The sequence below is a fragment of the Tardiphaga sp. genome, from assembly GCF_025356345.1.
Classification (GTDB): Bacteria; Pseudomonadota; Alphaproteobacteria; order Rhizobiales; family Xanthobacteraceae; genus Tardiphaga.
In genome coordinates, this window is sequence record NZ_JANXTC010000193.1 from 15,135 (window position 1) to 35,615 (window position 20,481).

Consider the following 20,481-nt stretch of genomic DNA (forward strand, 5'->3'; position numbering starts at 1 on the left):
TGTTCATCTCAACTGAAAATGATTCTGGAAGCCCGGGGCGCCATTGACCGGCGCCCCGGCTATTCACATCGCTCGTTCTATCACTTCCGGCTGAGGTCGCGATAGTCGACCTGGCGGTGGAACTGGTAGGTGTAGCCGGTGAGCGTCGGCGCCATCACGGCATCCTGGCTCGGCTGCCACAACGGCACCTGCGGCATCTGGTCGAAATTGATCGCATTCAACTTGACGCCGTCGACTTCGTACTTGGCCTTGTCCGCCTCGAAGCGGGCTTCCTGCGCGATGCTGGTCAGCTCGGCATTGTCGATCGAGCTGTAGTTCCAGCGCTGGTTGCCGGTGTAGAAGTTGCGGTAGAAATAATCGGTCGACGGCAGCCAGGCGACGATGCCTTCGGTGAAGAACGGCAACTTCTTCTCGGTGATCTGCGTCGACATCTGCGCGTCCGGCAGCTTCTGGATATCGACCTTGATGCCGATCTTGGCCAGCGACTCCTTCAGCAGTGCCGCCATCGGCTCCGCGGTGGCCGACTGGCCGACGTTGAAGCTGAAGGTGGTGGAGAATCCGTCCGGGAAGCCCGCGGCTGTCAGATAGGCCTTGGCCTTGACCAGATCGAGCTTCATCGGCTGCTTGATCGGGAAACCGCCGCTCGGCGGCTTGCCGTCGGCCCAGGTCGCGCCGGTCAGCAATTCGCCGCGGCTGAACAAAGCCGCCTTGAACATGTCGTCATAGGGCAGGGCATAGGCGACGGCGCGGCGGACATCCGCCTTGTCGAAGGGCGGCATCTGGTTGTTCATCGAGATGAAGGTGATGGCGTTATACTGCGGCGTCGAGATCACCTGCAGCTTGCCCTTGGCTTCGAGCGACTGCGCATCGCTGGCCTGCAGATCGATGACGATATCGACATCGCCCTTTTCGACCAGATTGGCGCGCGTCGAGGGCTCGGGCACCGACTGCAGGATCAGGCGCTTGAAATAGGCCTGCTTGCCACCGGGGCCGCGATTCCACTCGTCGTTGCGCTTCAGGATGACCTGTTCGCCGGGCTTGAAGGTTTCGATGGTGTAGGCGCCGGACCCGGCGGTGTTCTCCTTCAGCCAGGCCTGCGCCCAGGGATCTTCCTCGGTGACATGGGCCTTGGCGAGTTTCGAATTGATGATGATCGGATAGACCGTGGCGAGGTTCGGCAACGCCAGCTTGTCGGGCTTCGGCAGCGTCACTTCGAAGGTCAGGGGATCGATCACCTTGAACTGGCTGGCATCGGTCAGCGAACCGGTCAGCAACTGCGCCTTGCCGAGGATCTTCGCGGTGACGGCGCGGTCGAGCGACCACTTCACGTCTTCCGCGGTCACCGGGCTGCCGTCCTGGAATTTGGCGTCCTTGCGCAGCTTGAAGGTGATCTTCAGGCCGTCCGGGCTGACATCGAAGGATTCGGCCAGCTCGCCGCGGATGGTGTCGAGATCGAACACCCATTTGCCGTTGAGCTGCTTGCGACCGAACGAGACCAGCCGGTCATAGGTCGAGAGGCTGACGGCGAAGGCCTCGCGGGTGGAGCCGGGAATGTTGGGATCCAGCGTATTGACCGAGGCCCCGGTCACGTAACGCAGCGTCTCGGCGCGGGTCTGCGCCTTGACCGGGTGTGCCGCGACCACGAAGGCCAGCGCGGCGGCGGCGCCCAGCATCTGCTTCGAAAACGAGAGTTTCATTACCCTATCCTTTGAATTGAACAACAAACCCGAGAAGGCCGCGCAGCGACGAACTATTCGAACCCTAAAGCAATTAACGCGCCAATTGTCGCACAGGTTACTCCCTGCGACATCGTGGTCGAGCCGCGCCGGGCGGCTATTACCGCCGCCTGATGCCGCTCAGACCTTTCTGACGATGGAGGCCTGTTTCACGTCATAGGCCTGGAACGAGGCCCAATGCTGCTCGATATCCGCGCAGAAAAGTCCTCGCGTCAAGCCTTGCACCAGTTTCGGCACCGCGGTCGTCATCGCGTTGATCGACGAGGCGGACGCCCCGAAGCTCATGGTCGCGGCGATGGCAAACAAATGGATATCCGCGATCCAGGGTGTCTGGCCAACGACGCGTTCGCTCAGCGCGTAATCCTCGGCGAGATAGGGAAATTGGCCGAGCCGCGCGTTGCGCTCGTCTTCCGGCGGCTGGTAGCGGTCGGTCCAGGTCGCGATATTTTCCGCGCAATTCCGCAATTCGCGTCGGCCGGCAAAATCCATCTCGATGCCGGTGCCGCAGATCACGAAGTCGGCCTGATAGGTCCCCGACGGCGTCTGCAATTCAACCGAATTGCCCAGCTGTTGGGCAGACTCGACCGGCGAGCCTTCATGCAGATGAAAGCCGGCGTGGCGGGCGCAACGGTCCCAGGTCGGCTGCGGAAATCCCTCGCGCATTTCGAGCACGGTTTTCATGAACCGCCAGCGCCAGGCATCGTCGAGATCACTGAGGTGACGCAGGAAGCCGCGGAAGGTCAGCCAGTGGTACGGCTGAACTGTCTGGACTTCGGCGCGGCGGCACAGCAGGTGCACTTCGGCGCCGGCCTCCAGCGCGGTGGCGGCATTGTCGAAGGCCGACGCGCCGGCGCCTATCACCGCTACTCGCTTGCCGCGCAGCGCGGCAAAGTCGACCGGCTCCGCGCCGGTCACGCACAGCGACGACGGCAAATGCCGCAGCGCGGGCGGCCGGGTCCAGTTGCCCATGCCCTCCTGGCCGGTCGCCAGCACGATCTTTCGCGCATACAGCGTCTCCAGGCTGTCGCCGCTCTGCACGGTAATCGCAAGCAGGCCATTGGCCGCGGGTGCGATGTCGATCACCTCGCAGCCATTGCGCACGGGAACGTCGACCATGCGCCTGACCCACATCAGATAGTCGACCCAATGACCGCGCGGAATGCGGTCGAGATTATCCCAATGCTCCTTGCCGAACATCGCCTCATGCCATGACTGGTAGGTCAGGCTCGGCACGTCGAGATCGGGGCCGGTGAAATGTTTCGGGCTGCGCAGCGTGGGCATGCGCGCATAGCTCAGCCACGGGCCTTCCTGGCCTTCCTCGGCCTTGTCCAGCACCAGAAAATTGGTCACCTGCGAGCGCAGCAGGCCGAAGCCGATGGCGATCCCGGATTGACCGGCGCCGACGATCAGGACGTCCAGCGCGGGCTGGCCGTCGAGGCCGGGCTTCGGTTTCAGCCATGGCGCATTGGGGTGGGCGGTCTTTTGCAGGTCGTCGCGAACCTGCGTTTCCAGCGCTGCCAGATCATCGCTCATGCCGCGAGCCAGCCGCCATCGACCGGCATCACCGTGCCCGTCGTGAACGATGATGCGTCGCTGGCAAGATGCAGCGCGGTCTGCGCGACTTCCTCGGCCTGGCCGAACCGTTTCATCGCGTGGCGATTGCGCGACGCGTCGCGGATCGGCTCCGGATCGGCGTGGCGGGCAAAACTGCGCCGCAGCAGCGGCGTGTCGATGGCGCCAGGCGCGATGGCGTTGACGCGAATGCCGTCGGTGGCGAAATCCACTGCCATGGTCTGCGTCAGGCTGATGATCGCACCCTTGGCGGCGATATAGGCGGTGTTGCCCTTGCCGCCGGCGACGGCGAGCTGGGACGTCAGCGTGATGATCGAGCCCTTGCCCTGTCTTTGCATATGCGGGATCGCCGCGCGCGCCCATAGCCAGGTGCCGCCGACATTGGTGCGGAACACCGCGTCCCAGTCGGCCGGATCGGTGGTCAGCACGGTGCCGCCGACGGAGAAGCCCGCCGAGGTCATCAGCACGTCGACGCGGCCGTGGCGGGTCGCGATCTCGTCGACGGTCGCTTGCGCGAAAGCTGCATCGGCGACGTCGCCCTGGTGGATCGACGCCGTGGCGCCGATGGCATCCCGGGTGGCCCGCAGCCCGGCTTCGTCGCGATCGACCAGGGCTACGAAAGCGCCTTCCTGCGCAAACAGGATCGCACTGGCCTGGCCGATTCCGGAGCCGCCGCCGGTGATGATCGCGACGCGTCCTTCGAGTCTCATCTTATTTTCCTTCGTGATGACGTGCCGACCAATGGCTCAGATCGGCCGCGGAATCGGCGCAGCCAAACCGCGCGCGCCAATGATATTCGTGGTCCAGACGCGTAACCGATAGCGGTGCGCGATCGATTTCGCTGTGCAGATCGATGGTCGGTGTCTCGCCGTTCTCCGCCAGCCGGCAGACGAAGCCGGGATTCAGCGCGGCCAGTTGCTGGCCCCATTGCAGCGCAGCAAACGGCGTGCCGTTGGAGATATTGTAAAGCCGATGCCGCGGCTTGGCTGCTTCGATCAGCAGGACCAGCGCGTCGGCGACGTCGGTGGCATAGACCCAGTCGCGGACGCCGGGCCGCGGCAGCAGCGCCGTGCGGTCTTGCTGCATCGCGGCGAGAATTTGCATCGGCGGGCTCAGCGTGTCGCGAACGCCGGTGGCGCGCTCCCACGGGCCGAACACGGCGCTGAGCCGTACGCTGATGATATCGAACGTCCACAAGGCGGCCAGTCGCGCCGCCACTTTCTCGGAGGCGAATTTGGTGATCGCATATAGCGACACCGGGTCGCAGGGCAGTTCTTCATCGAGCAGCGCATGCCGGAACGCGGTCTCGCCATAGGCGCCGGCGGAGGACAGGTTGATGACCCGCCGGATGCCGTGGCGGCGTGCCGCCACCAGGATCGGCGTCTGCGCCAGCAAATTGACCTGCAGGATGGTTTCCGGATCAGCCGCATCGCGCTCGGCGCCCGCGGTAATGGCGGCGCCCAGCACGATGCTATCGAAACCGCCGGCGATCACATCCTCCACCGCGGCGCGGTCAAGAATATCGCCGGTTGTGACCGTCAGCCGGTCGGCGTGGCCCATGAATGCGCGCTGCGCAGTCGGGGGCAGCCCGGCGCGGTCGAACAACGTCACCGCGTGGCCGCGCGCCAGCAGCGCCGCGGCGATATTGAGGCCGACAAAGCCGGTGCCGCCAAATACCAGAACGTTCATCGATCAATCCAGCGGCCGCAATGGCGGCCGTTCCGGTCTCTCTTTGGACCATCGACGCGGACCGCGCCAAGCCTGTTTTCCGGGCGCATGGCGCTCATGTTGCGGGCAATGCCGCCAGCACGGCGTCACCGGTCTTTCGGGTGTGGTCGCTGAGCGTGGCCGCGAAGCCTTCGGCGTCACGCGCGCGAAGCCGCGCCATGAAGGCTTCGTGTTCTTTCACCGATGCCATCCAGCGCTCGGCATTGTAATTGGCGGTGGCACGGGCGCGAAAAATATTGGCGTTCAGCGTGGTCCAGATGTTGAGCAGCACGGGATTGCCGGCCAGTCGGGTAATCTCGACATGGATCTCCTGGTTCAACCGGAAATACGCCGCGCGCGCGGAGGCGTCGTGCAGCGCGACGAGCCGGGCGTGCATGGCGTCGAGCCGGACGATGTCGGCGTCGGTGACGCGCGCGGCGGCTTGCGCGCCGGCGACAGCGTCGAGCGCCACCATGATTGCGAAACTGTTGGCGAGATCGTCGTGGTGGATCGGCGTCACCACCGGGGTGCGGTGCGGGCGCAATTCGATCAGGCCTTCGGCGGCGAGAATCTTGAACGCCTCGCGCAACGGCGTGCGCGACACGCCAAAGGTTTCGCACAGCATTTTTTCGGGCAGCGCGGCGCCGGCCTGCAATTCACCATCGACGATCATCTCGCGCACCTTGGCGACCAGTTGGTCATGCAGCGACATCCGCTCCAGCGGACGCTTGGAATGGTCCGATGACAGCTTCAGCCGGGTTGGCTTGAAGCGCGTGCGCAGCACGGCACGTTGGGCGACGTCACTCATCGATCGGCTCGCTCGGGCAAATGTCTGCCTCAAGATCACGGTGCCCGCCTAAAGAAGCGCCACCGCCTGTTCTTCAAGGCTAAATACTACCTGTTGATTTAACAAGATAAAATTTGAATTGCATATCGTATCCGATCTGGCACGGGGTTTGCTACGAGAGGCTGTCACGGCGAACTCACCGTCCCCATTCCGGAGATTGCGATCATGAAGAAGATTCTGTTTGGCGTCCTTGTCGCGCTCGGCATGGCTACTCTCGCGCCGTCCGTCGTGCTGGCGCAGTCCGACCCCGTCATCAAGCTGGGCTATGCCAAATGCGCGCATTGCACGCCGATGTCGCTGATGCCGCAATATACCAAGGGCGTTCAGGTCGAATCCATCGGTTTCAACACCGGCACCGACGTGCTGACGGCGCTGATCTCGAAGAACCTCGACGTCGCGCAGGTGACCTATCTTCATTATGCCATCGCGCTCGACAAGGGTTTTGACGTCGTCGCGATCTCCGGTCAGATCAATGGCGGTTCGGCGATGCTGGTCGGCAACGACGTTCCGGTCACGCCGAACGACTGGGATTCGCTGAAGAAGGTGATCGCCGACTACAAGGCGGCCGGCAAGCCGTTCCGGGTCGCGGCCTCGCGTGGCAACGCCCAGGACATCCACATGCGCGGCGCCTTCGCCAAGCAGGGCATCGACATCAACAAGGACGTCCAGTTCATCAACATCCCGAATCCGTCGGATCACCTGCAGGCGCTGCGCCGCGGCGAGATCGAGCTGATCGCCACCACCGAGCCGTTCGCGACCCAGATCCTGCAGAACAAGGCCGCCAAGATGTTCGGGCTTCCCTATGACCAGGCCGCCGGCAAGCTGACCAATCTGATCCTGACCCGCTCCGACGTGGTGAAGGACAAGCCGAAGCAGCTCGAAGATACCGTGCGCGGCATCATCAAGGTCAATGAATTCATCTCGGCCGACAAGGCTGCCTTTGTCGACGTGATTTCCAAGGTCACCGGCCTCGACAAGGCGATCGCGACCGGCGCCGTCGAAAACCTCGAGCCGGATACCAGGATGTACCGCGCCTCGGCACTCGCCATCGCGGCGATGATGCGCGACCTCAAATACATCAATTCCGACGTCTCCGCCGCGGTCGAGAAGAACATGAACTACACGTTCCTCGAAGCCGCGACCGGCAAGCCGAAAACCGAACTCGGCTATTGAGCATGGCCATGGCCAGCCTGCTCCGGTTCAGGAAGCTTGATCGCTACATCGTGCCGGTGCTGATCCTGGCCGGCTGGGAAGCCTTCTCGCGGTCGGGCGCCTTGCCCGCCGCGTTATTGCCGGCGCCCTCGACCGTGCTGTGGGCGTGGGGCGACTGGGTGTTCGGCACCGACGGCAACACCCAGACCTATAGCGGCCACTGGGTGTTGGACATGCTGGCCAGCCTGACGCGCGTGGTGGCGGGATTCGGTATCGCCACGGTGCTGGCGGTCGCGGCCGGCGTCGCGATCGGCTGGTCGCGCAGCATCGAGACCATCATCGAGCCGACGCTGCAGATGCTGCGGCCGATTCCGCCGGTGTCGTGGATTCCGCTGGCGATCATCTGGTTCGGCATCGCCAACAAGCCGGCGATCTTCCTGGTGTTTCTCGGCGCCTTCTTTCCGATCCTGCTCAATACCATCCATGGCGTGAAGAACTGCGACCGCAATCTGATCCGCGCCGGTGCCATGGTCGGCGGCGGCAACCGGCAATTGCTGCGCTTCATCGTGCTGCCGGCGGCGCTGCCTAGCATCTTTGCCGGGCTGCGGATCGGCGTCGGCTCGGCCTGGATGCTGACGGTGACCGCCGAAATGGTCGCGGTGAAAAGCGGCCTCGGCTATGTGCTGTGGGATTCGTATTATTTCCTGCGCTACGATCTGGTGCTCGCCGCGATGGCCAGCATCGGGTTGCTCGGCTTCCTCAGCGACCTCGCGATCCGCGCGGTGATGGCCCGGGTGCTGCACTGGCAGCGCAACACCACGATCGCGGGAGAATAGTCGATGGCCACGATCGAGATCTCCCACGTCTCCAAGATCTTCAAGGACGCCAAGCGCAAGGCGGATGTCATCGCGCTCGACGACATCAATCTGGAAGTGACGAAGAACCAGTTCGTCTGCCTGCTCGGGCCGAGCGGTTGCGGCAAGTCCACGCTGCTCAACATGATCGCCGGCTTCGAAAAACCGAGTTCCGGCACGGTGACGGTCGACGGCCAGTTGGTGACGGCACCAGGCTCCGAGCGCGGCGTCGTGTTCCAGCAGGCCAATTTGATGCCATGGCTGCCGGTCTGGGAAAATGTCGGCTTTCATCTGCTGCTGCGCGGTGGCCAGAAGGAAGTCCGCCGCGCCGCGGCGCAGCGTTACATCGACATGGTCGGGCTCACCGGCTTCGAGAATCATTATCCGTCCGAATTGTCCGGCGGCATGAACCAGCGCGTCGGCATTGCCCGCGCGCTGCTGATGAATCCGCAGGTGATCCTGATGGACGAGCCCTTTGGCGCGCTGGATGAGCAGACCCGGATGGACATGCAGAACGAGCTGGTGCGGATCTGGCAGCAGCACCAGGGCACGATCGTCTTTGTTACCCATGGCATCGACGAAGCCCTGACGCTCGGCACCCATGTCGCCGTGATGAGCGCGCGCCCGGGAAAAATCCGCGAAATCATTCCGATCGACCTTGAGCGGCCGCGCGATATCACCAGCCCGCAATTCAACGCGATCAAGCGCCATGTGCTCGATTTGCTGCGCGCCGAGCGGGCCAGTCCCGCCCTCGAACCCCTGGATAGCTGATGACCAAACGTGTTCTCCTCGGCCAGCTCACCCCGTCCTCCAACACCGCGCTGGAGCCGATCACCGCCGCGATGCTGGCCGAACTGCCGGAAGTCTCCGCGCATTTCTCGCGTTTCAAGGTGACGGAAATCGCGCTGTCCAGCACCTCGCTCGCGCAATTCGACACCAGCGAGATTCTTCGCGCGGCGGAATTGCTGGCCCATGCCAGGGTCGACGTGATCGGCTGGAACGGCACCTCGTCGGGCTGGCTCGGCTTCGAGACCGACCTCCGGCTGTGCGAGCAGATCACCGCGGCGACCGGCATTCCGGCCACCACCTCGATGCTGGCGCTCAACGAGATCCTGACCACCACCGGGGTGAAGACGCTGGGCTATGTCACGCCCTATCTCGACGAGGTGCAGGCGAAGATCGTGAAGAATTATGCCGAACTCGGCATCGCCTGCCGCGGCGACCGTCATCTTGGCCTGCGGGATAATTTCTCGTTCTCCGAAGTGCCGGTGGCGCAGCTGGAGCAGATGACGCGCGAGGTCGCCGGCGACAAGCCCGATGCGATCGCGATCATCTGCACCAATCTGCGCGTCGCGCCCTCGGTGGCGATGCTGGAGCGTGAGACCGGCCTGCCTGTCTACGACACCATCGCCACTGTGCTATGGAAATGCCTCAAGCTTGCCGGCGTCGACACCAAAAGGGTAAAACAGTGGGGTTCGCTGTTCCAGAACGTCTGATCTGATCGCGCCAGTATTTCTCAATCCAGGGGAGGCCGGCCATGGCCGCTTTCGACACCGTCATCCGTCACGGCACCATCGCCACCGCCAGCGACACCTACAAGGCAGACGTCGGCATCAAGCACGGCCGCGTCGTCGCGATCGGCGAGGCGCTGACCGACGCCGACGAGACCGTCGACGCGTCGGGCCTGTTGGTGCTGCCCGGCGGCATCGACAGCCATGTCCATATTTCGCAGCCGTCCGGGCCAGGCATCGTGATGGCCGATGATTTTGCCAGCGCGACGCGCGCCGCGGCCTTCGGCGGCAACACCTTCGTGATGCCCTATTGCCTGCAGGCCAAGGGCCAGCCGCTGCGCGAGGCGCTTAAGGAATATCATGCGCTGGCCGAGCAAAATTGCCACATCGACCACTCCTTTCATCTGATCATCGCCGATCCCACCGAAGCGGTGCTCGGGCAGGAATTGCCGGCGCTGATCGCCGACGGCTATACCTCGCTGAAGATCTTCATGACCTATGCCGATCTGGCGCTCAGCGATTACCAGATCCTCGACGTGCTGTCGGTGGCGCGGGAAACCGGCGCGCTGGTGCAGATCCATGCCGAGAATTACGACGCGATCCGCTTTCTGGCGGACCGGCTGGAGCGGGCAGGGAAGACCGGTCCCTATTACCACGCGGTCTCGCGGCCGATCGCGGTCGAGCGCGAGGCGACCCACCGCGCCATCTCGCTGTCGGAGCTGATCGACGTGCCGATCGTGGTGGTGCATGTCTCGAACCGCGAGGCGATGGAAGAGATCCGCCGCGCGCAGCAGCGCGGACTGAAGATCGTCGGCGAAACCTGCCCGCAATATCTGGTGCTGACCGCCGAAGATCTGAAGGACCTCGGCATGGAGGGCGCGAAATATGTCTGTTCGCCGCCGCCGCGCGATCTCGCCAGCCAGCAGGCCTGCTGGGAGGGCCTGCAGCAGGGCGTGTTCACGCTGTTCTCGTCGGACCATTGCCCGTTCCGCTATGATGATGTCGAGGGCAAGCAGCCGCCGAATGCGCGAACCTCCTTTCGCTGGATTCCGAACGGCATCCCCGGCATCGAGACCCGGCTGCCGATCCTGTTTTCCGAAGGCGTCAGCAAGGGACGCATTACGCTGAACCAGTTCGTCGCGCTGACCTCGACCAACCACGCCAAGACCTATGGCCTGGCCGGCAAGGGCTCGATCGCGGTCGGCTATGACGCCGACATCGCGCTGTGGGACCCTCGGCGTACCGCCAGGATCGCGCAGTCCGATCTGCACCATGGCGCCGACTACACGCCCTATGAGGGCATCGAGATCACCGGCTGGCCGGTCGCCACCATGCTGCGCGGCAATTTTGTCATGCGAGACGGCGAACTGGTCGGTAATAAGGGAGCGGGGCGTTATGTCAGCCGCGGGCCGACGACTTCGATGCAATCAACGACAGGCTGATCTAGAATGACGTCGTGGTTGAAACACCAGCCCCTCCCCGTCATGGCGAGGAGCGGTCAGGGTTCATCCTACGCTGGCGCAAAGCAGAACGGAAAGTCACGCGCGATAACATCACGGGTGCTTCGTTGGCAGAAGTCCTACAAGAATGATTTTCTCAAATTCTGCGCCATCTCGAGATGGTGCCTCAGCGCCGGCAGCGTCTTGCTAGCCCAGTTCTTCAGGTCCGCATTGTCGCCGCTTTTGGCGTAACGCTCGAACAGGTTGACCGCGTCCTTGTGCGCGCTGATCTGATAGTCATTAAAGTCCGACGAAAATCCTTTGCCGGTCGCGCCTTTCAGCCTGTCGAGCTTGCTCTGATGCGCGCTGTCGAGGCTGGTCGGAATTTCGGCCTTGACCTTGCCGCTGCTGACCAGGCCCTTCAGCTCGGTGCTGGTCCTGGTGTGATCGGTCACCATCATCGCGGCGAACGGTTGTTCGGAGGCGCTGCCCTTGTCCTGCGCGAGCTTGCTGGACTCAATCTCGAACATGTCGCTGATCGCGGCTTCCTTGACGAAGTCGGCGGTGGTCGGTGCGATGCCGAGGGTGGAGTTCACGCCGGTCTTCTCGCCGACCGACTGGGCGAGGACCGGGGTGACGAGGAGCAGGCTTCCAAGAATGATGGCGGTGCGTTTCATGGGATCTCCGATCAGCTCGCGCTTGGCTGGTGTGAATTGGCCGGGTTCCTAACGGCATGCTTCCATTTCGGTTCCGTGGCTGGCGCGCGCATGAACCGGACCTGTGATATGACTGGGCATCCCGGAGTTTCGCCAGCATCCCACCGGAAAGCCGATGCCACCTCGTGTCTCAGGACTGCTCGCCGCGATGGCCATGCTGTTGGCGACGCCGCTGTGCGGGCGTGCCGCGGAGATCGACACCGAACATCTGTTCGGCTTCATGCTGGGCTCGGACGTCGGTCGCGTCGGCGAGCGCGAGATTCAGTTTCAGACCACCGGGCGGTTGTCGCGGGCCGGCGGAAACTATCGCGCCCTCTCGCAGGATATCGAGCTGGAGTTCACGCCGGCGCCGGATTTCCGCGTCGAGCTCGGCACGCGGTTCGCGGCCTATGCTATCCGCGGTGTGCCTGGGCTCGACGATCGGCGCCAGCTCGGTTGGCAGGGCGTGTCGGTCGATCTGCGCTACCGCTTTCTCGATCGCGACTCCGCGCCGTTCGGCCTGACGCTGGCCGTGGAAGGCAACACCAGCCGGATCGAGGAAGGCGCCGGGATGCCCGCGCGTTCCACCGGTGCCGAGATCGTCCTGGCGCTGGACCGCGAACTCGTCCCTGGCTACCTGGTCGCCGCGCTGAACCTGCTGTACCAGCCGGAATGGACGAGGCTCACAGGCGCCATGGTGACAGAGCGGGAAGCGACGGTCGGGGTGGCGGCGGCGCTGCTGGCGCAGCCGCGGCCCGGGCTGTTGCTGGGCGGCGAAGCGCGCTATCTGCGCAGCTATGACGGAATCGGCCTGCGGGAATTTTCCGGCGACGCGCTGTTCATCGGACCGACCGCCTATCTGCAGCTGTCGGAGCGCGCCCGGCTGACGGCGGCGTGGAGCATCCAGGCCTGGGGTCACCGGGCGGGTGCCGGCGGCGCGCTCAACCTGGTCGGCTTCGAACGCCACCAGGCCCGGCTGATCTATGGAATTAATTTCTGAATTGGTAGGTGGCTGCCCAACGCTGGTATCGGACTGTTGGCGTTTCGAAGTACCCTGAAACTTCGTCGCTGCGGGCTCGTTTCTGCTTGTGCTATGCTGTGCGCAAGCGAGGAGCCCTGGCATGAATCCCATCGATCTGATCGTCACGGTCTGCGCGGTGCTGTCGCCGACCATTTGCGAGGAAACCCATCTGGTGTTCTCGTCGGATATTTCGCTGCGGCAATGCAGCATGGGCGCGCCGCCCTATATCGCCAAATGGGTCGGCGAACACCCGAAATGGCAGGCGGTGCGATGGCGCTGCGAATATCCCCGGCACGACCGCGCCGACGCGGCAGTCGCCAAATCCGGTTAGTTCGAAGTCCGGTTAGTTTCAAGTCTGGGCCGCTATTTGCCGCACTCCGTCAGATCCTTGTCGGCGATGACGAATACTGCGCCGGCCTTGACCTCGATGTCGCGCACCATGCAGATCCGCGCGTCGCGATATCCTACTTTGGCATCATAGCGACCCGGCGCGACATCGGTAATCCGTAGCCGCTCGTCATGATCGACCTCGTGGTCCTTGTCGTTCAGCGTCTGGTTCGGACCCCAGTCATTCCTGCCAGGTACCGAGAACTGGAAGCTCGAGATCGTTTCAGTTGTCAGGTTCCAGAGCCGGATGCCCTTGCCCTGCGCGGCCAGATGGCTGGCGCTGGCCAGCAGGATGGCGGCTATTATGACCGGCAATCGCATCTCGGTCCTCCCTTTTCTGGATTGCTACCACAGCCGGCGCGACGGACACCAGCCGTGCCTGTCTTGCAATGCAACAACAGCGGCGGTTTCGCGCGCGTGATTTTCCGCTATCATCGATCGAACATCCGCAACCCCGGGAGCAAGGCGATGACGCGGACAAGATGGCTTCTCCGGGCGGTGCTGGTTCTGGCGCTGTTGGGGGGGCCTGGCCTGGCGCAAGCGGACGATGCCAACGACTATCCCACCGCGGTCCGGTCCGACTATGTGTTCGGCTGCATGAAGGCCAATGGCGATAATCGGTTATCGCTGGACCAGTGCGCCTGTTCCATCGACGTCGTCGCCTCCCTGCTGCCCTATGCGCGCTACGTCACCGCCGAGACGGTACTGAGCATGGCGCAGGTGCAGGGCAATCTCGGCGGCCAGTTCCGCTCGTCGCCGCAAGCCACCACCGCGCTCGCCGACCTGCGCCGCGCCCAGGCCGAGGCCGAAGTGCGCTGCTTCTGATACATGGTTGGCCTTTGCGAGTTGTTGACCGGATTTTTTTTGGCGGATCACGAAACATGAAAGATTGGAATCGTGTCCCGGACGCGGTGCGGCATTCTCAGGCGATGCGCTTGCATCGCCGCGATGCCGCTCCGCGGAGCCGGGACCGTATCAGGCAATGGCGTTTCTGGTGTTCCCGGCTCCGCGGCGCATGACGCCTCCCGCGGAGGCGCATGCGCCGCTTCCGGGACAAGTGCCTGACAGCACCCGGCATTGACTCGGCTACATCCCCGAAGGCTCGGCCTTCCATTCGCCCTGGAAGACATGCCCCTCGGTATCGCGCGCCTCGACGCGGAACGCGCGGGCGCCGCTGGGCAAATAGGTCAAGCGGATGTTCGGGTCCTCGGAAATCGAGATGCCGCCTTGCACCGCCAGCATCAGGCGGTCGTCCTGCCAGAGCCGGATGTCGTTGACGAAGAACGGCGGCACATAGAGATGCGTGATCTGGTCCATCTGCAGGCCGGAATGGTTGGGATGGCCGATCATCAGCTGCGCCTCGCGCGCACCGCTGGAGGCGCTGTCGGTCCTGGCGAATTGTCGGAACCGGATCTGGCCGAGACGGTTTTTCGATTCTTCGGCGCTCTTGGCGGCGGGCGCCGAGCAGCCGCCGGATGCCTTGACGTAGATTTTAGTCACATAAAGCTCTCCGTCGCTGAGTTCGGCGACGGCATGGACGTCGGTGTAGCTGTTGATGCGAACGCGGGTGGAGATTTCGCTGACGCTGGACTCCGGCCCGATCTCGAAGCGGGCGGCGACCGGCGCCGGGTTCTGGTCGATCACCAGCGTGATGACACGCACGCGGCGGCTGTCGCCGGGTGGCAGCGTGGTCCGCAGCGTTACCGGCACGATGGCGGCGTCCTCGGCACGCGCCGGCATCTCGATCGCCACGATGCCGGTGCCATCGCGCATCGGCCGGTTGTTGAAGACGTCCTGAACCAGCCCGGGCCACGGATCATAGGGCTCCGCCGCCGCCGTGCGCCCTGGCGCGCCGGACAGCAGGAGAAACCCGAGGGCTGCGAGACGAATGACGGCACCCTGCACCATGGCTGTACCTCCTCAACGAAGCGACGGCGGCAATGATAGCGCGGGCTTCGGCCTATTCCCATTCCATTTCGGAGAAGGCGGCGGTTGCGTTGCGCGCATTGTAGTCATCGAAGAGTGGCCAGTGGGGCTTCTCGCTCTGGCCGGCCCGCTGCGCCGCCCGTGCCAGCGGCGCGCCGCGCCGGATCAGGTCGCGCACATCGCCGACCAGCGCCTGCAGATAGCGCCGCTCATCCTGCAGGGCGGCGGGCCATGCCGCCACCGGCCCATGACCGGGAACCACGCGTTGCGCCGGTATCGCCGCCAGTCGGTCGAGCAGGCCGAGCCAGCCGCGCAGACTGCCGTCCAGGATCGGAACATGCCCGGTGAACACCAGGTCTCCGCTGAACAGCGTACCAGTACGGCTGTCCAGCACGGTCAGGTCGCTGTCGCTGTGCGCGGTCGGCCAGGCCGTCAGCGTGAGGATGCGGCCGCCGAGGTCGAGCGTGGCGTCGCCGTCGATCAGCCGCGTCGGCGGAATCAGCCGCACTTCGTCGATCAAGTCGTTGCCGATCGATCGGCGGAAGGCGGCGAGATAAAAGCCGCCGCGCGTCGCCATTGCCAATGGTAATCCGCTGTGGCCGACAAAGCTGGTTGCGGGATCGTCGAATGCTGCGTTGCCGAATACATGGTCGGGATGGCCATGGGTATTGATGACGTAGCGGATCGGCCGGTCGGTCCGTTGGCGGATCGCCGCGCGTAACTGCCGGCCTTCGCGGACGCTGCCGCCACTGTCGATCACCGCCACCGCCGTGTCGCCGATGATGAAACCGACATTGGCGATACCGCCGGCATTGTCGGCGGTCATCAAGGCGATGGCGCCGGCGTGAACGAAGATGCCGGGGGCCACCTCGCTGACCGTCAAGGCGTCGCCGATGGGCGCCGCCGCGGCGATCACGGACGATAGCAAGGTAATGCCGGACAGCATCGCGCCCAGCTTCAAGCGTAAGGTATCGTTACATACTTTTTGCAGTTGCGAAGTTCCGTATCGGCTTGGGAGCATGGCGTTTTGCTATCACGGCACGAGTCAGTGTTGTTATTTATGTTGCACCCTGTGGTTGATCGGATTACCCTTTCGTTACTTTCGACGGCAATGCAATGCAAGGCAAGTGCTGGGCGCATGCGTCTCGAGCCCATCGTCAGGCGGACGGCAACTACAAAACCCAACTAACAAAAATCATTCTTGGGAGGATTCGACATGCACAAGGTGCTATTCGCGGCCTGTCTCGGCGTGGGCGTGGTCGCCGCCATTGGCGCGGCCAATGCCAATGATGAACTGATCAAGATGCAGCAGAACCCGAAGGATTGGGTGATGCCGGCCGGCAATTACGCCAACCAGCGCTATTCCGAACTCAAGCAGATTACCGCCGCCAATGTCGGCAAGCTGCAGGTGGCATGGACGTTCTCCACCGGCGTGCTGCGCGGCCATGAAGGCGGCCCGCTGGTGATCGGCAACATGATGTATGTCCACACCCCGTTCCCCAACATCGTCTACGCGCTCGATCTCGCCAATGAGAACAAGATCGTCTGGAAATATGAGCCGAAGCAGGACCCGAACGTCATTCCGGTGATGTGCTGCGATACCGTCAATCGCGGTGTCGCCTATGCCGATGGCAAGATCTTCCTGCACCAGGCGGACACCACGCTGGTGGCGCTCGATGCCAAGACCGGCAAGGTGGAATGGTCGGTGAAAAATGGCGATCCCGGCAAGGGCGCCACCGGCACCTCATCGCCGCTGGTGATCAAGGACAAGGTGCTGATCGGCATCTCCGGCGGCGAGTTCGGCGTGCAGTGCCACGTCACCGCCTATGATCTCAAGAGCGGCAAGCTGGTCTGGCGCGCCTTCTCGGAAGGGCCGGACGACCAGATCATGGTCGATCCCGTCAAGACCACGGAACTTGGCAAGCCGGTCGGCAAGGATTCCAGCATCAAGACCTGGCAGGGCGATCAGTGGAAGATCGGCGGCGGCTGCACATGGGGCTGGCTGTCTTACGATCCCGCGCTGAACATGGTCTATTACGGCACCGGCAATCCCTCGACCTGGAATCCGAAGCAACGTCCGGGCGACAACAAGTGGTCAATGACCATTTTCGCGCGCAATCCCGATACCGGCATGGCCAACTGGGTCTACCAGATGACGCCGCACGATGAATGGGACTATGACGGCGTCAACGAAATGATCCTGAGCGATCAGGAGTTTGGCGGCCAGCCGCGCAAGCTGCTGACGCATTTCGACCGCAACGGCCTCGGCTATACGCTCGACCGCACCAACGGCGAATTGCTGGTCGCCGACAAGTATGATCCGAAGGTCAACTGGACTTCCGGCGTTGACATGAACAAGACCTCGCCGACCTATGGACGTCCGAAAGTTCTGGCGCAGTATTCGACGGAATCCGGTGGCGAGGACAAGAACACCAAGGGTATCTGCCCGGCCGCGCTCGGCACCAAGGACGAGCAGCCGGCGGCCTATTCGCCGGATACGCAATTGTTCTATGTGCCGACCAACCATGTCTGCATGGACTATGAGCCGTTCAAGGTGAGCTACACCGCCGGCCAGCCCTATGTCGGGGCGACGCTGTCGATGTATCCGCCGGCCGGCGAGACGCATATGGGAAATTTCATCGCCTGGGACAACAAGACCGGCAAGATCGTGTGGTCGCTGCCGGAGCAGTTTTCGGTGTGGTCCGGTGCGCTGGCCACGGCGGGCGGCGTGGTGTTCTACGGCACGCTGGAAGGCTATCTGAAGGCGGTCGATGCCAAGACCGGCAAGGAACTCTACAAGTTCAAGACCCCGTCCGGCATCATCGGCAACGTCACCAGCTATGAGCAGGGCGGCCGGCAATATATCGCCGTGCTGTCCGGCGTCGGTGGCTGGGCCGGCATCGGGCTCGCGGCGGGGCTGACGGATCCGACCGCCGGCCTCGGCGCGGTCGGCGGCTACGCGGCGCTGACCAACTACACCGCGCTGGGCGGCGCGCTCACGGTGTTCGCCCTGCCGCAATAGGCGAAGCAGACATCGGCGCGTGGAACGATCCACGCGCCGATGTGCCTCGCTGTCGCGTGCCCTGAAATAAGAAACTCCAAGGAAATGCCCGTGCGTAGTTTTTGGTGTGTCGCGGCCCTGATGGCTGCCACGATAGTGGCCACCCATGCTTTCGCTGATGGCCCCGCCGATCCCGCTCCGGTAAAGAACGAGGATGGCAAATATTTCGACAAGGATGGCGATCCGACCTTCAAGGTAACCGACGGCAGCGTCGATTGGTACACCTATTCCGGCTATCGTCGCTATCATTCCGAATGCCACGTCTGTCACGGCCCGGATGGCGAAGGCTCCAGTTACGCTCCGGCGCTGAAACATTCGGTCGAGACGATGGATTATGGCCACTTCATCGAAGTCGTCGCCAGCGGCCGCAAGAATATCAGCTCATCACAGAACAATGTGATGCCGGCGTTTGGCGATAATCCCAACGTCGCCTGCTACATCGACGACCTCTACGTCTATCTGCGCGCGCGTTCGAAAGACGCGGTCGGGCGGGTGCGGCCAGCCAAACATGAGGACAAGCCGCCGGCGGCGCAGACGGCCGAGGATTCCTGCATGGGCAACAAGAAGTGAGGGCAGGCCGCTTTGCCGTGATCCGGCTGGCCGAAGGAGACCCGGCGATGACACAGGTCGCGAAATCTTGTTGGCTGCGATGCTGGCTCTGCGTGGCCGTAGCGATGTCGTTCGTGGCCGGGCCAGCGCGCGCGCAGATGCGCGAAGGCGGCGACCTGTCGATCGAGCTGATCGATCCCGACGTGCTGCGGGTCTGCGCCGATCCGCGCAACCTGCCGCTCTCGAATGATCAAGGCGAGGGCTACGAAAACAAGCTCGCCGAACTGCTGGCTTTGCGGCTGCACAAGCGGCTGGCCTATACCTATTTCCCGCAGGCGACCGGCTTCTTCCGCATGACGCTCGGCGCGCATCGCTGCGACGTCGTGATGGGCTATCCGCAGGGCGATGATCTGGTGCAGGGCACCAACCCCTATATGCGCACCGCCTATGCGCTGGTCACCAGCGGCGGCGGTGGCCTTGACGATGTGGTCACGCTCGGGGATTCCCGGCTCAGGGAGCGGCATATCGGCATTGTTGCCGGCACGCCGCCAGCCACCAACATGGCGGCCAATGGGCTGATGACCAATGCCCGGCCCTATGCGCTGATGATCGATACCCGCATCGACTCCTCGGCCGCGGCGATGATCAAGGATATCACGGCCGGCACCATCGATGCCGGCGTGCTGTGGGGGCCGATGGCCGGCTATTACGCCCAACGGGCGAGCCCGCCATTGCATGTCGCGCCGCTGGTCAGGGAAACCAGCGGCCCGCGGCTCGCCTACCGCATCGGCATGGGCGTCCGCGCCGCCGACCAGAACTGGAAGCGGCTGCTGAACAGTTTTATCCGGGACAACCAGGCCGAGATCAACGCCATCCTGCTCGGCTATGGCGTGCCGCTGCTCGACGAGTACGACCAGCCGATCGTCGCACCGGCGAAAGCGCCATGAGCTGGCGCGGAGCTGCCTTCGGCGTCCTTGCGATGCTGGTGGTCGGCGGCGCCCACGCACAGGATCACGTCCCGGAGCCGGACGGCTATCGCACCGACAATTATCGCGCGCCGGTGCCGGCGACGCTGCGAGGCGCGCGGGTGCTCGGTACCATGGAAGCGGCGACGCTATGGCGCAGCGGCGGCGCCGCCTTCATCGACGTGCTGCCGCGCCCGCCGAAGCCGTCCGGCCTGCCGGCCGGCACCATATGGCGCGAGGCGCCGCGTCCGCATATTCCCGGCAGCCTGTGGCTGCCCGACACCGGCTACGGCGCGCTGGCCGCGGGTACCGAGGATTATTTCAGGCAGGGCCTCGCCCGCGCCAGCGCTGGCGATCGCGACAGGCCGTTGGTGTTCTATTGTCAGGCGGCGTGCTGGATGTCGTGGAACGCGGCGAAGCGGGCGCTGAAGGATGGCTACAGCAACGTCGCCTGGTACCCGCAAGGCACCGATGGCTGGCGCGAGGCGGATTTGCCGATGCAAGACGCGCGGCCCGAGCCGCGGGCAGGGGAGTAGTGTGTCATTGTCACCTGTCGTTCCGGGATGCCTTCGAGCCGGCGCAGCCGAATGACAGGCACCCGGCCTCCGGGGCGCCTGACCGCGGCATAGCCGCGGACAGGCGAACCCGGAATCCCGAGCTGTTTTGCGATGAACCCCTCCGGATTCCGGGTTCGCGCGCGGCTGGCGCCGCTCACGCCCCGCAATGACGATGCGGGGCGACCCCAACCCGTAAATTATTTATTCCTATTTCTTGTTGACAAGAATCCTTTACTGATTATAATCCCCTCCGCCCCGGTGAGAGGGGCGTTCGCGACGTCGGCGATCGCGGGGCGGGATGCGGTGACGCGGCAGCGTCAGGCCGGAGCGAAGGTCGCAGGGCGCCAGCCCCGACTTGAAGATGCCCCCTTATGGCTAGGGGAGTGTTCAAGGACGGGCGAGCGTGAGCGGCGGGAGCCGAGGCTGACGACCACGCTGTCGCGCCGGCCCAAGTCGTGTGGTTCCTGAATGCCGTACGGCATTCGCGGGGGTGTGGGGCGCG

21 protein-coding genes are annotated in these 20,481 nt (G+C 63.9%); 12 read left to right on the forward strand and 9 right to left on the reverse strand.

Translation table 11 applies throughout. The annotated features are described in order from the left end of the window. Positions 1-80: 80 nt before the first annotated feature. The 5 genes from Q0S16_RS11515 to Q0S16_RS11535 all read right to left on the reverse strand — a co-directional run bounded on the left by Q0S16_RS11515 (position 81) and on the right by Q0S16_RS11535 (position 5,823). Complete coding sequence (locus Q0S16_RS11515; RefSeq protein WP_295848323.1) at positions 81-1,673, reverse strand: ABC transporter substrate-binding protein; 1,593 nt, start codon at positions 1,671-1,673, stop codon at positions 81-83. Between the two features lie 183 nt (positions 1,674-1,856). Continuing rightward, the gene (locus Q0S16_RS11520; protein WP_295848294.1) at positions 1,857-3,269 is read right to left on the reverse strand and encodes an NAD(P)/FAD-dependent oxidoreductase; all 1,413 of its coding nucleotides are present in this window, start codon (positions 3,267-3,269) and stop codon (positions 1,857-1,859) included. Next, the gene (locus tag Q0S16_RS11525) at positions 3,266-4,018 is read right to left on the reverse strand and encodes an SDR family oxidoreductase (protein ID WP_295848295.1); all 753 of its coding nucleotides are present in this window, start codon (positions 4,016-4,018) and stop codon (positions 3,266-3,268) included. Before Q0S16_RS11525 ends, Q0S16_RS11520 begins: the two co-directional genes overlap by 4 nt. 1 nt (position 4,019) lies before the next feature. Next, the gene (locus Q0S16_RS11530) at positions 4,020-4,997 is read right to left on the reverse strand and encodes an NAD(P)-dependent oxidoreductase (RefSeq protein ID WP_295848297.1); all 978 of its coding nucleotides are present in this window, start codon (positions 4,995-4,997) and stop codon (positions 4,020-4,022) included. Between the two features lie 94 nt (positions 4,998-5,091). Next, entirely contained in the window at positions 5,092-5,823 is a 732-nt protein-coding gene (locus tag Q0S16_RS11535; protein ID WP_295848298.1) for a GntR family transcriptional regulator, read from the reverse strand. A gap of 204 nt (positions 5,824-6,027) precedes the next feature. Between Q0S16_RS11535 and Q0S16_RS11540 the strand changes: the two genes are divergently transcribed. Genes Q0S16_RS11540 through hydA form a run of 5 tightly spaced genes read left to right on the forward strand, consistent with a single transcriptional unit; the run spans position 6,028 to position 10,821 of the window. After that, positions 6,028-7,035: an ABC transporter substrate-binding protein gene (locus Q0S16_RS11540; RefSeq protein ID WP_295848300.1), complete on the forward strand. Its 1,008-nt coding sequence runs from the start codon at positions 6,028-6,030 to the stop codon at positions 7,033-7,035. Between the two features lie 8 nt (positions 7,036-7,043). Then, entirely contained in the window at positions 7,044-7,850 is an 807-nt protein-coding gene (locus tag Q0S16_RS11545) for an ABC transporter permease (protein WP_295848302.1), read from the forward strand. Positions 7,851-7,853: 3 nt separating this feature from the next. Continuing rightward, on the forward strand, positions 7,854-8,639 hold the full coding sequence (locus Q0S16_RS11550) for an ABC transporter ATP-binding protein (protein WP_295848304.1): 786 nt from the start codon (positions 7,854-7,856) through the stop codon (positions 8,637-8,639). After that, on the forward strand, positions 8,639-9,364 hold the full coding sequence (locus Q0S16_RS11555) for an aspartate/glutamate racemase family protein (RefSeq protein ID WP_295848306.1): 726 nt from the start codon (positions 8,639-8,641) through the stop codon (positions 9,362-9,364). The genes Q0S16_RS11550 and Q0S16_RS11555 overlap by 1 nt, the downstream gene beginning before the upstream one ends. A gap of 41 nt (positions 9,365-9,405) precedes the next feature. Next, the gene (gene hydA / locus Q0S16_RS11560) at positions 9,406-10,821 is read left to right on the forward strand and encodes a dihydropyrimidinase (protein ID WP_295848308.1); all 1,416 of its coding nucleotides are present in this window, start codon (positions 9,406-9,408) and stop codon (positions 10,819-10,821) included. Between the two features lie 137 nt (positions 10,822-10,958). On the opposite strand, the gene Q0S16_RS11565 is transcribed toward hydA, so the two are convergent. Beyond that, positions 10,959-11,495 carry a DUF4142 domain-containing protein gene (locus Q0S16_RS11565; RefSeq protein WP_295848311.1) on the reverse strand — a complete coding sequence of 179 codons (537 nt, stop codon included), beginning with the start codon at positions 11,493-11,495 and terminating at the stop codon, positions 10,959-10,961. 154 nt (positions 11,496-11,649) lie between these two features. Between Q0S16_RS11565 and Q0S16_RS11570 the strand changes: the two genes are divergently transcribed. Together Q0S16_RS11570 and Q0S16_RS11575 are read left to right on the forward strand one after the other, a co-directional pair. Continuing rightward, positions 11,650-12,513: a hypothetical protein gene (locus Q0S16_RS11570; RefSeq protein WP_295848313.1), complete on the forward strand. Its 864-nt coding sequence runs from the start codon at positions 11,650-11,652 to the stop codon at positions 12,511-12,513. 121 nt (positions 12,514-12,634) lie between these two features. Further along, positions 12,635-12,865 (forward strand): hypothetical protein, encoded by a 231-nt coding sequence (locus Q0S16_RS11575; protein WP_295848315.1) that lies wholly within the window; start codon positions 12,635-12,637, stop codon positions 12,863-12,865. 32 nt (positions 12,866-12,897) lie between these two features. On the opposite strand, the gene Q0S16_RS11580 is transcribed toward Q0S16_RS11575, so the two are convergent. Then, entirely contained in the window at positions 12,898-13,242 is a 345-nt protein-coding gene (locus Q0S16_RS11580; protein ID WP_295848316.1) for a hypothetical protein, read from the reverse strand. 147 nt (positions 13,243-13,389) lie between these two features. Between Q0S16_RS11580 and Q0S16_RS11585 the strand changes: the two genes are divergently transcribed. Further along, the gene (locus tag Q0S16_RS11585) at positions 13,390-13,746 is read left to right on the forward strand and encodes a hypothetical protein (protein ID WP_295848317.1); all 357 of its coding nucleotides are present in this window, start codon (positions 13,390-13,392) and stop codon (positions 13,744-13,746) included. Positions 13,747-14,007: 261 nt separating this feature from the next. Here Q0S16_RS11585 and Q0S16_RS11590 read toward each other — a convergent pair whose 3' ends face one another. Continuing rightward, on the reverse strand, positions 14,008-14,829 hold the full coding sequence (locus Q0S16_RS11590; RefSeq protein WP_295848318.1) for a quinoprotein dehydrogenase-associated SoxYZ-like carrier: 822 nt from the start codon (positions 14,827-14,829) through the stop codon (positions 14,008-14,010). A gap of 52 nt (positions 14,830-14,881) precedes the next feature. Beyond that, entirely contained in the window at positions 14,882-15,781 is a 900-nt protein-coding gene (locus tag Q0S16_RS11595; protein WP_295848325.1) for a quinoprotein relay system zinc metallohydrolase 2, read from the reverse strand. 282 nt (positions 15,782-16,063) lie between these two features. Between Q0S16_RS11595 and xoxF5 the strand changes: the two genes are divergently transcribed. The 4 genes from xoxF5 (at position 16,064) to Q0S16_RS11615 (ending at position 19,958) form a co-directional block, all read left to right on the forward strand. Further along, positions 16,064-17,869 (forward strand): lanthanide-dependent methanol dehydrogenase XoxF5, encoded by a 1,806-nt coding sequence (gene xoxF5 / locus Q0S16_RS11600; RefSeq protein WP_295848320.1) that lies wholly within the window; start codon positions 16,064-16,066, stop codon positions 17,867-17,869. 120 nt (positions 17,870-17,989) lie between these two features. After that, the gene (locus Q0S16_RS11605; RefSeq protein ID WP_295848327.1) at positions 17,990-18,478 is read left to right on the forward strand and encodes a c-type cytochrome, methanol metabolism-related; all 489 of its coding nucleotides are present in this window, start codon (positions 17,990-17,992) and stop codon (positions 18,476-18,478) included. 104 nt (positions 18,479-18,582) lie between these two features. Further along, positions 18,583-19,404: a substrate-binding domain-containing protein gene (locus Q0S16_RS11610; protein ID WP_295848328.1), complete on the forward strand. Its 822-nt coding sequence runs from the start codon at positions 18,583-18,585 to the stop codon at positions 19,402-19,404. Then, a complete protein-coding gene (locus Q0S16_RS11615) occupies positions 19,401-19,958 on the forward strand; it encodes a PQQ-dependent catabolism-associated CXXCW motif protein (protein WP_295848321.1) in 558 nt (185 codons plus the stop codon). The genes Q0S16_RS11610 and Q0S16_RS11615 overlap by 4 nt, the downstream gene beginning before the upstream one ends. Positions 19,959-20,481: the final 523 nt, after the last annotated feature.

Excerpts from the sequence above, each read along its gene's own strand:
- Q0S16_RS11515 (WP_295848323.1), bottom strand. The coding sequence starts at position 1,673 with ATGCTGGGCGCCGCCGCCGCGCTGGCCTTCGTGGTCGCGGCACACCCG.
- Q0S16_RS11605 (WP_295848327.1), top strand. The coding sequence starts at position 17,990 with ATGGCTGCCACGATAGTGGCCACCCATGCTTTCGCTGATGGCCCCGCC.
- Q0S16_RS11545 (WP_295848302.1), top strand. The coding sequence starts at position 7,044 with ATGGCCAGCCTGCTCCGGTTCAGGAAGCTTGATCGCTACATCGTGCCG.
- Q0S16_RS11525 (WP_295848295.1), bottom strand. The coding sequence starts at position 4,018 with ATGAGACTCGAAGGACGCGTCGCGATCATCACCGGCGGCGGCTCCGGA.
- Q0S16_RS11570 (WP_295848313.1), top strand. The coding sequence starts at position 11,650 with ATGCCACCTCGTGTCTCAGGACTGCTCGCCGCGATGGCCATGCTGTTG.
- Q0S16_RS11535 (WP_295848298.1), bottom strand. The coding sequence starts at position 5,823 with ATGAGTGACGTCGCCCAACGTGCCGTGCTGCGCACGCGCTTCAAGCCA.
- Q0S16_RS11530 (WP_295848297.1), bottom strand. The coding sequence starts at position 4,997 with ATGAACGTTCTGGTATTTGGCGGCACCGGCTTTGTCGGCCTCAATATC.
- Q0S16_RS11555 (WP_295848306.1), top strand. The coding sequence starts at position 8,639 with ATGACCAAACGTGTTCTCCTCGGCCAGCTCACCCCGTCCTCCAACACC.
- xoxF5 (WP_295848320.1), top strand. The coding sequence starts at position 16,064 with ATGCACAAGGTGCTATTCGCGGCCTGTCTCGGCGTGGGCGTGGTCGCC.
- Q0S16_RS11585 (WP_295848317.1), top strand. The coding sequence starts at position 13,390 with ATGACGCGGACAAGATGGCTTCTCCGGGCGGTGCTGGTTCTGGCGCTG.
- Q0S16_RS11565 (WP_295848311.1), bottom strand. The coding sequence starts at position 11,495 with ATGAAACGCACCGCCATCATTCTTGGAAGCCTGCTCCTCGTCACCCCG.
- Q0S16_RS11550 (WP_295848304.1), top strand. The coding sequence starts at position 7,854 with ATGGCCACGATCGAGATCTCCCACGTCTCCAAGATCTTCAAGGACGCC.
- Q0S16_RS11520 (WP_295848294.1), bottom strand. The coding sequence starts at position 3,269 with ATGAGCGATGATCTGGCAGCGCTGGAAACGCAGGTTCGCGACGACCTG.
- Q0S16_RS11580 (WP_295848316.1), bottom strand. The coding sequence starts at position 13,242 with ATGCGATTGCCGGTCATAATAGCCGCCATCCTGCTGGCCAGCGCCAGC.
- hydA (WP_295848308.1), top strand. The coding sequence starts at position 9,406 with ATGGCCGCTTTCGACACCGTCATCCGTCACGGCACCATCGCCACCGCC.
- Q0S16_RS11590 (WP_295848318.1), bottom strand. The coding sequence starts at position 14,829 with ATGGTGCAGGGTGCCGTCATTCGTCTCGCAGCCCTCGGGTTTCTCCTG.
- Q0S16_RS11575 (WP_295848315.1), top strand. The coding sequence starts at position 12,635 with ATGAATCCCATCGATCTGATCGTCACGGTCTGCGCGGTGCTGTCGCCG.
- Q0S16_RS11610 (WP_295848328.1), top strand. The coding sequence starts at position 18,583 with ATGTCGTTCGTGGCCGGGCCAGCGCGCGCGCAGATGCGCGAAGGCGGC.
- Q0S16_RS11540 (WP_295848300.1), top strand. The coding sequence starts at position 6,028 with ATGAAGAAGATTCTGTTTGGCGTCCTTGTCGCGCTCGGCATGGCTACT.
- Q0S16_RS11615 (WP_295848321.1), top strand. The coding sequence starts at position 19,401 with ATGAGCTGGCGCGGAGCTGCCTTCGGCGTCCTTGCGATGCTGGTGGTC.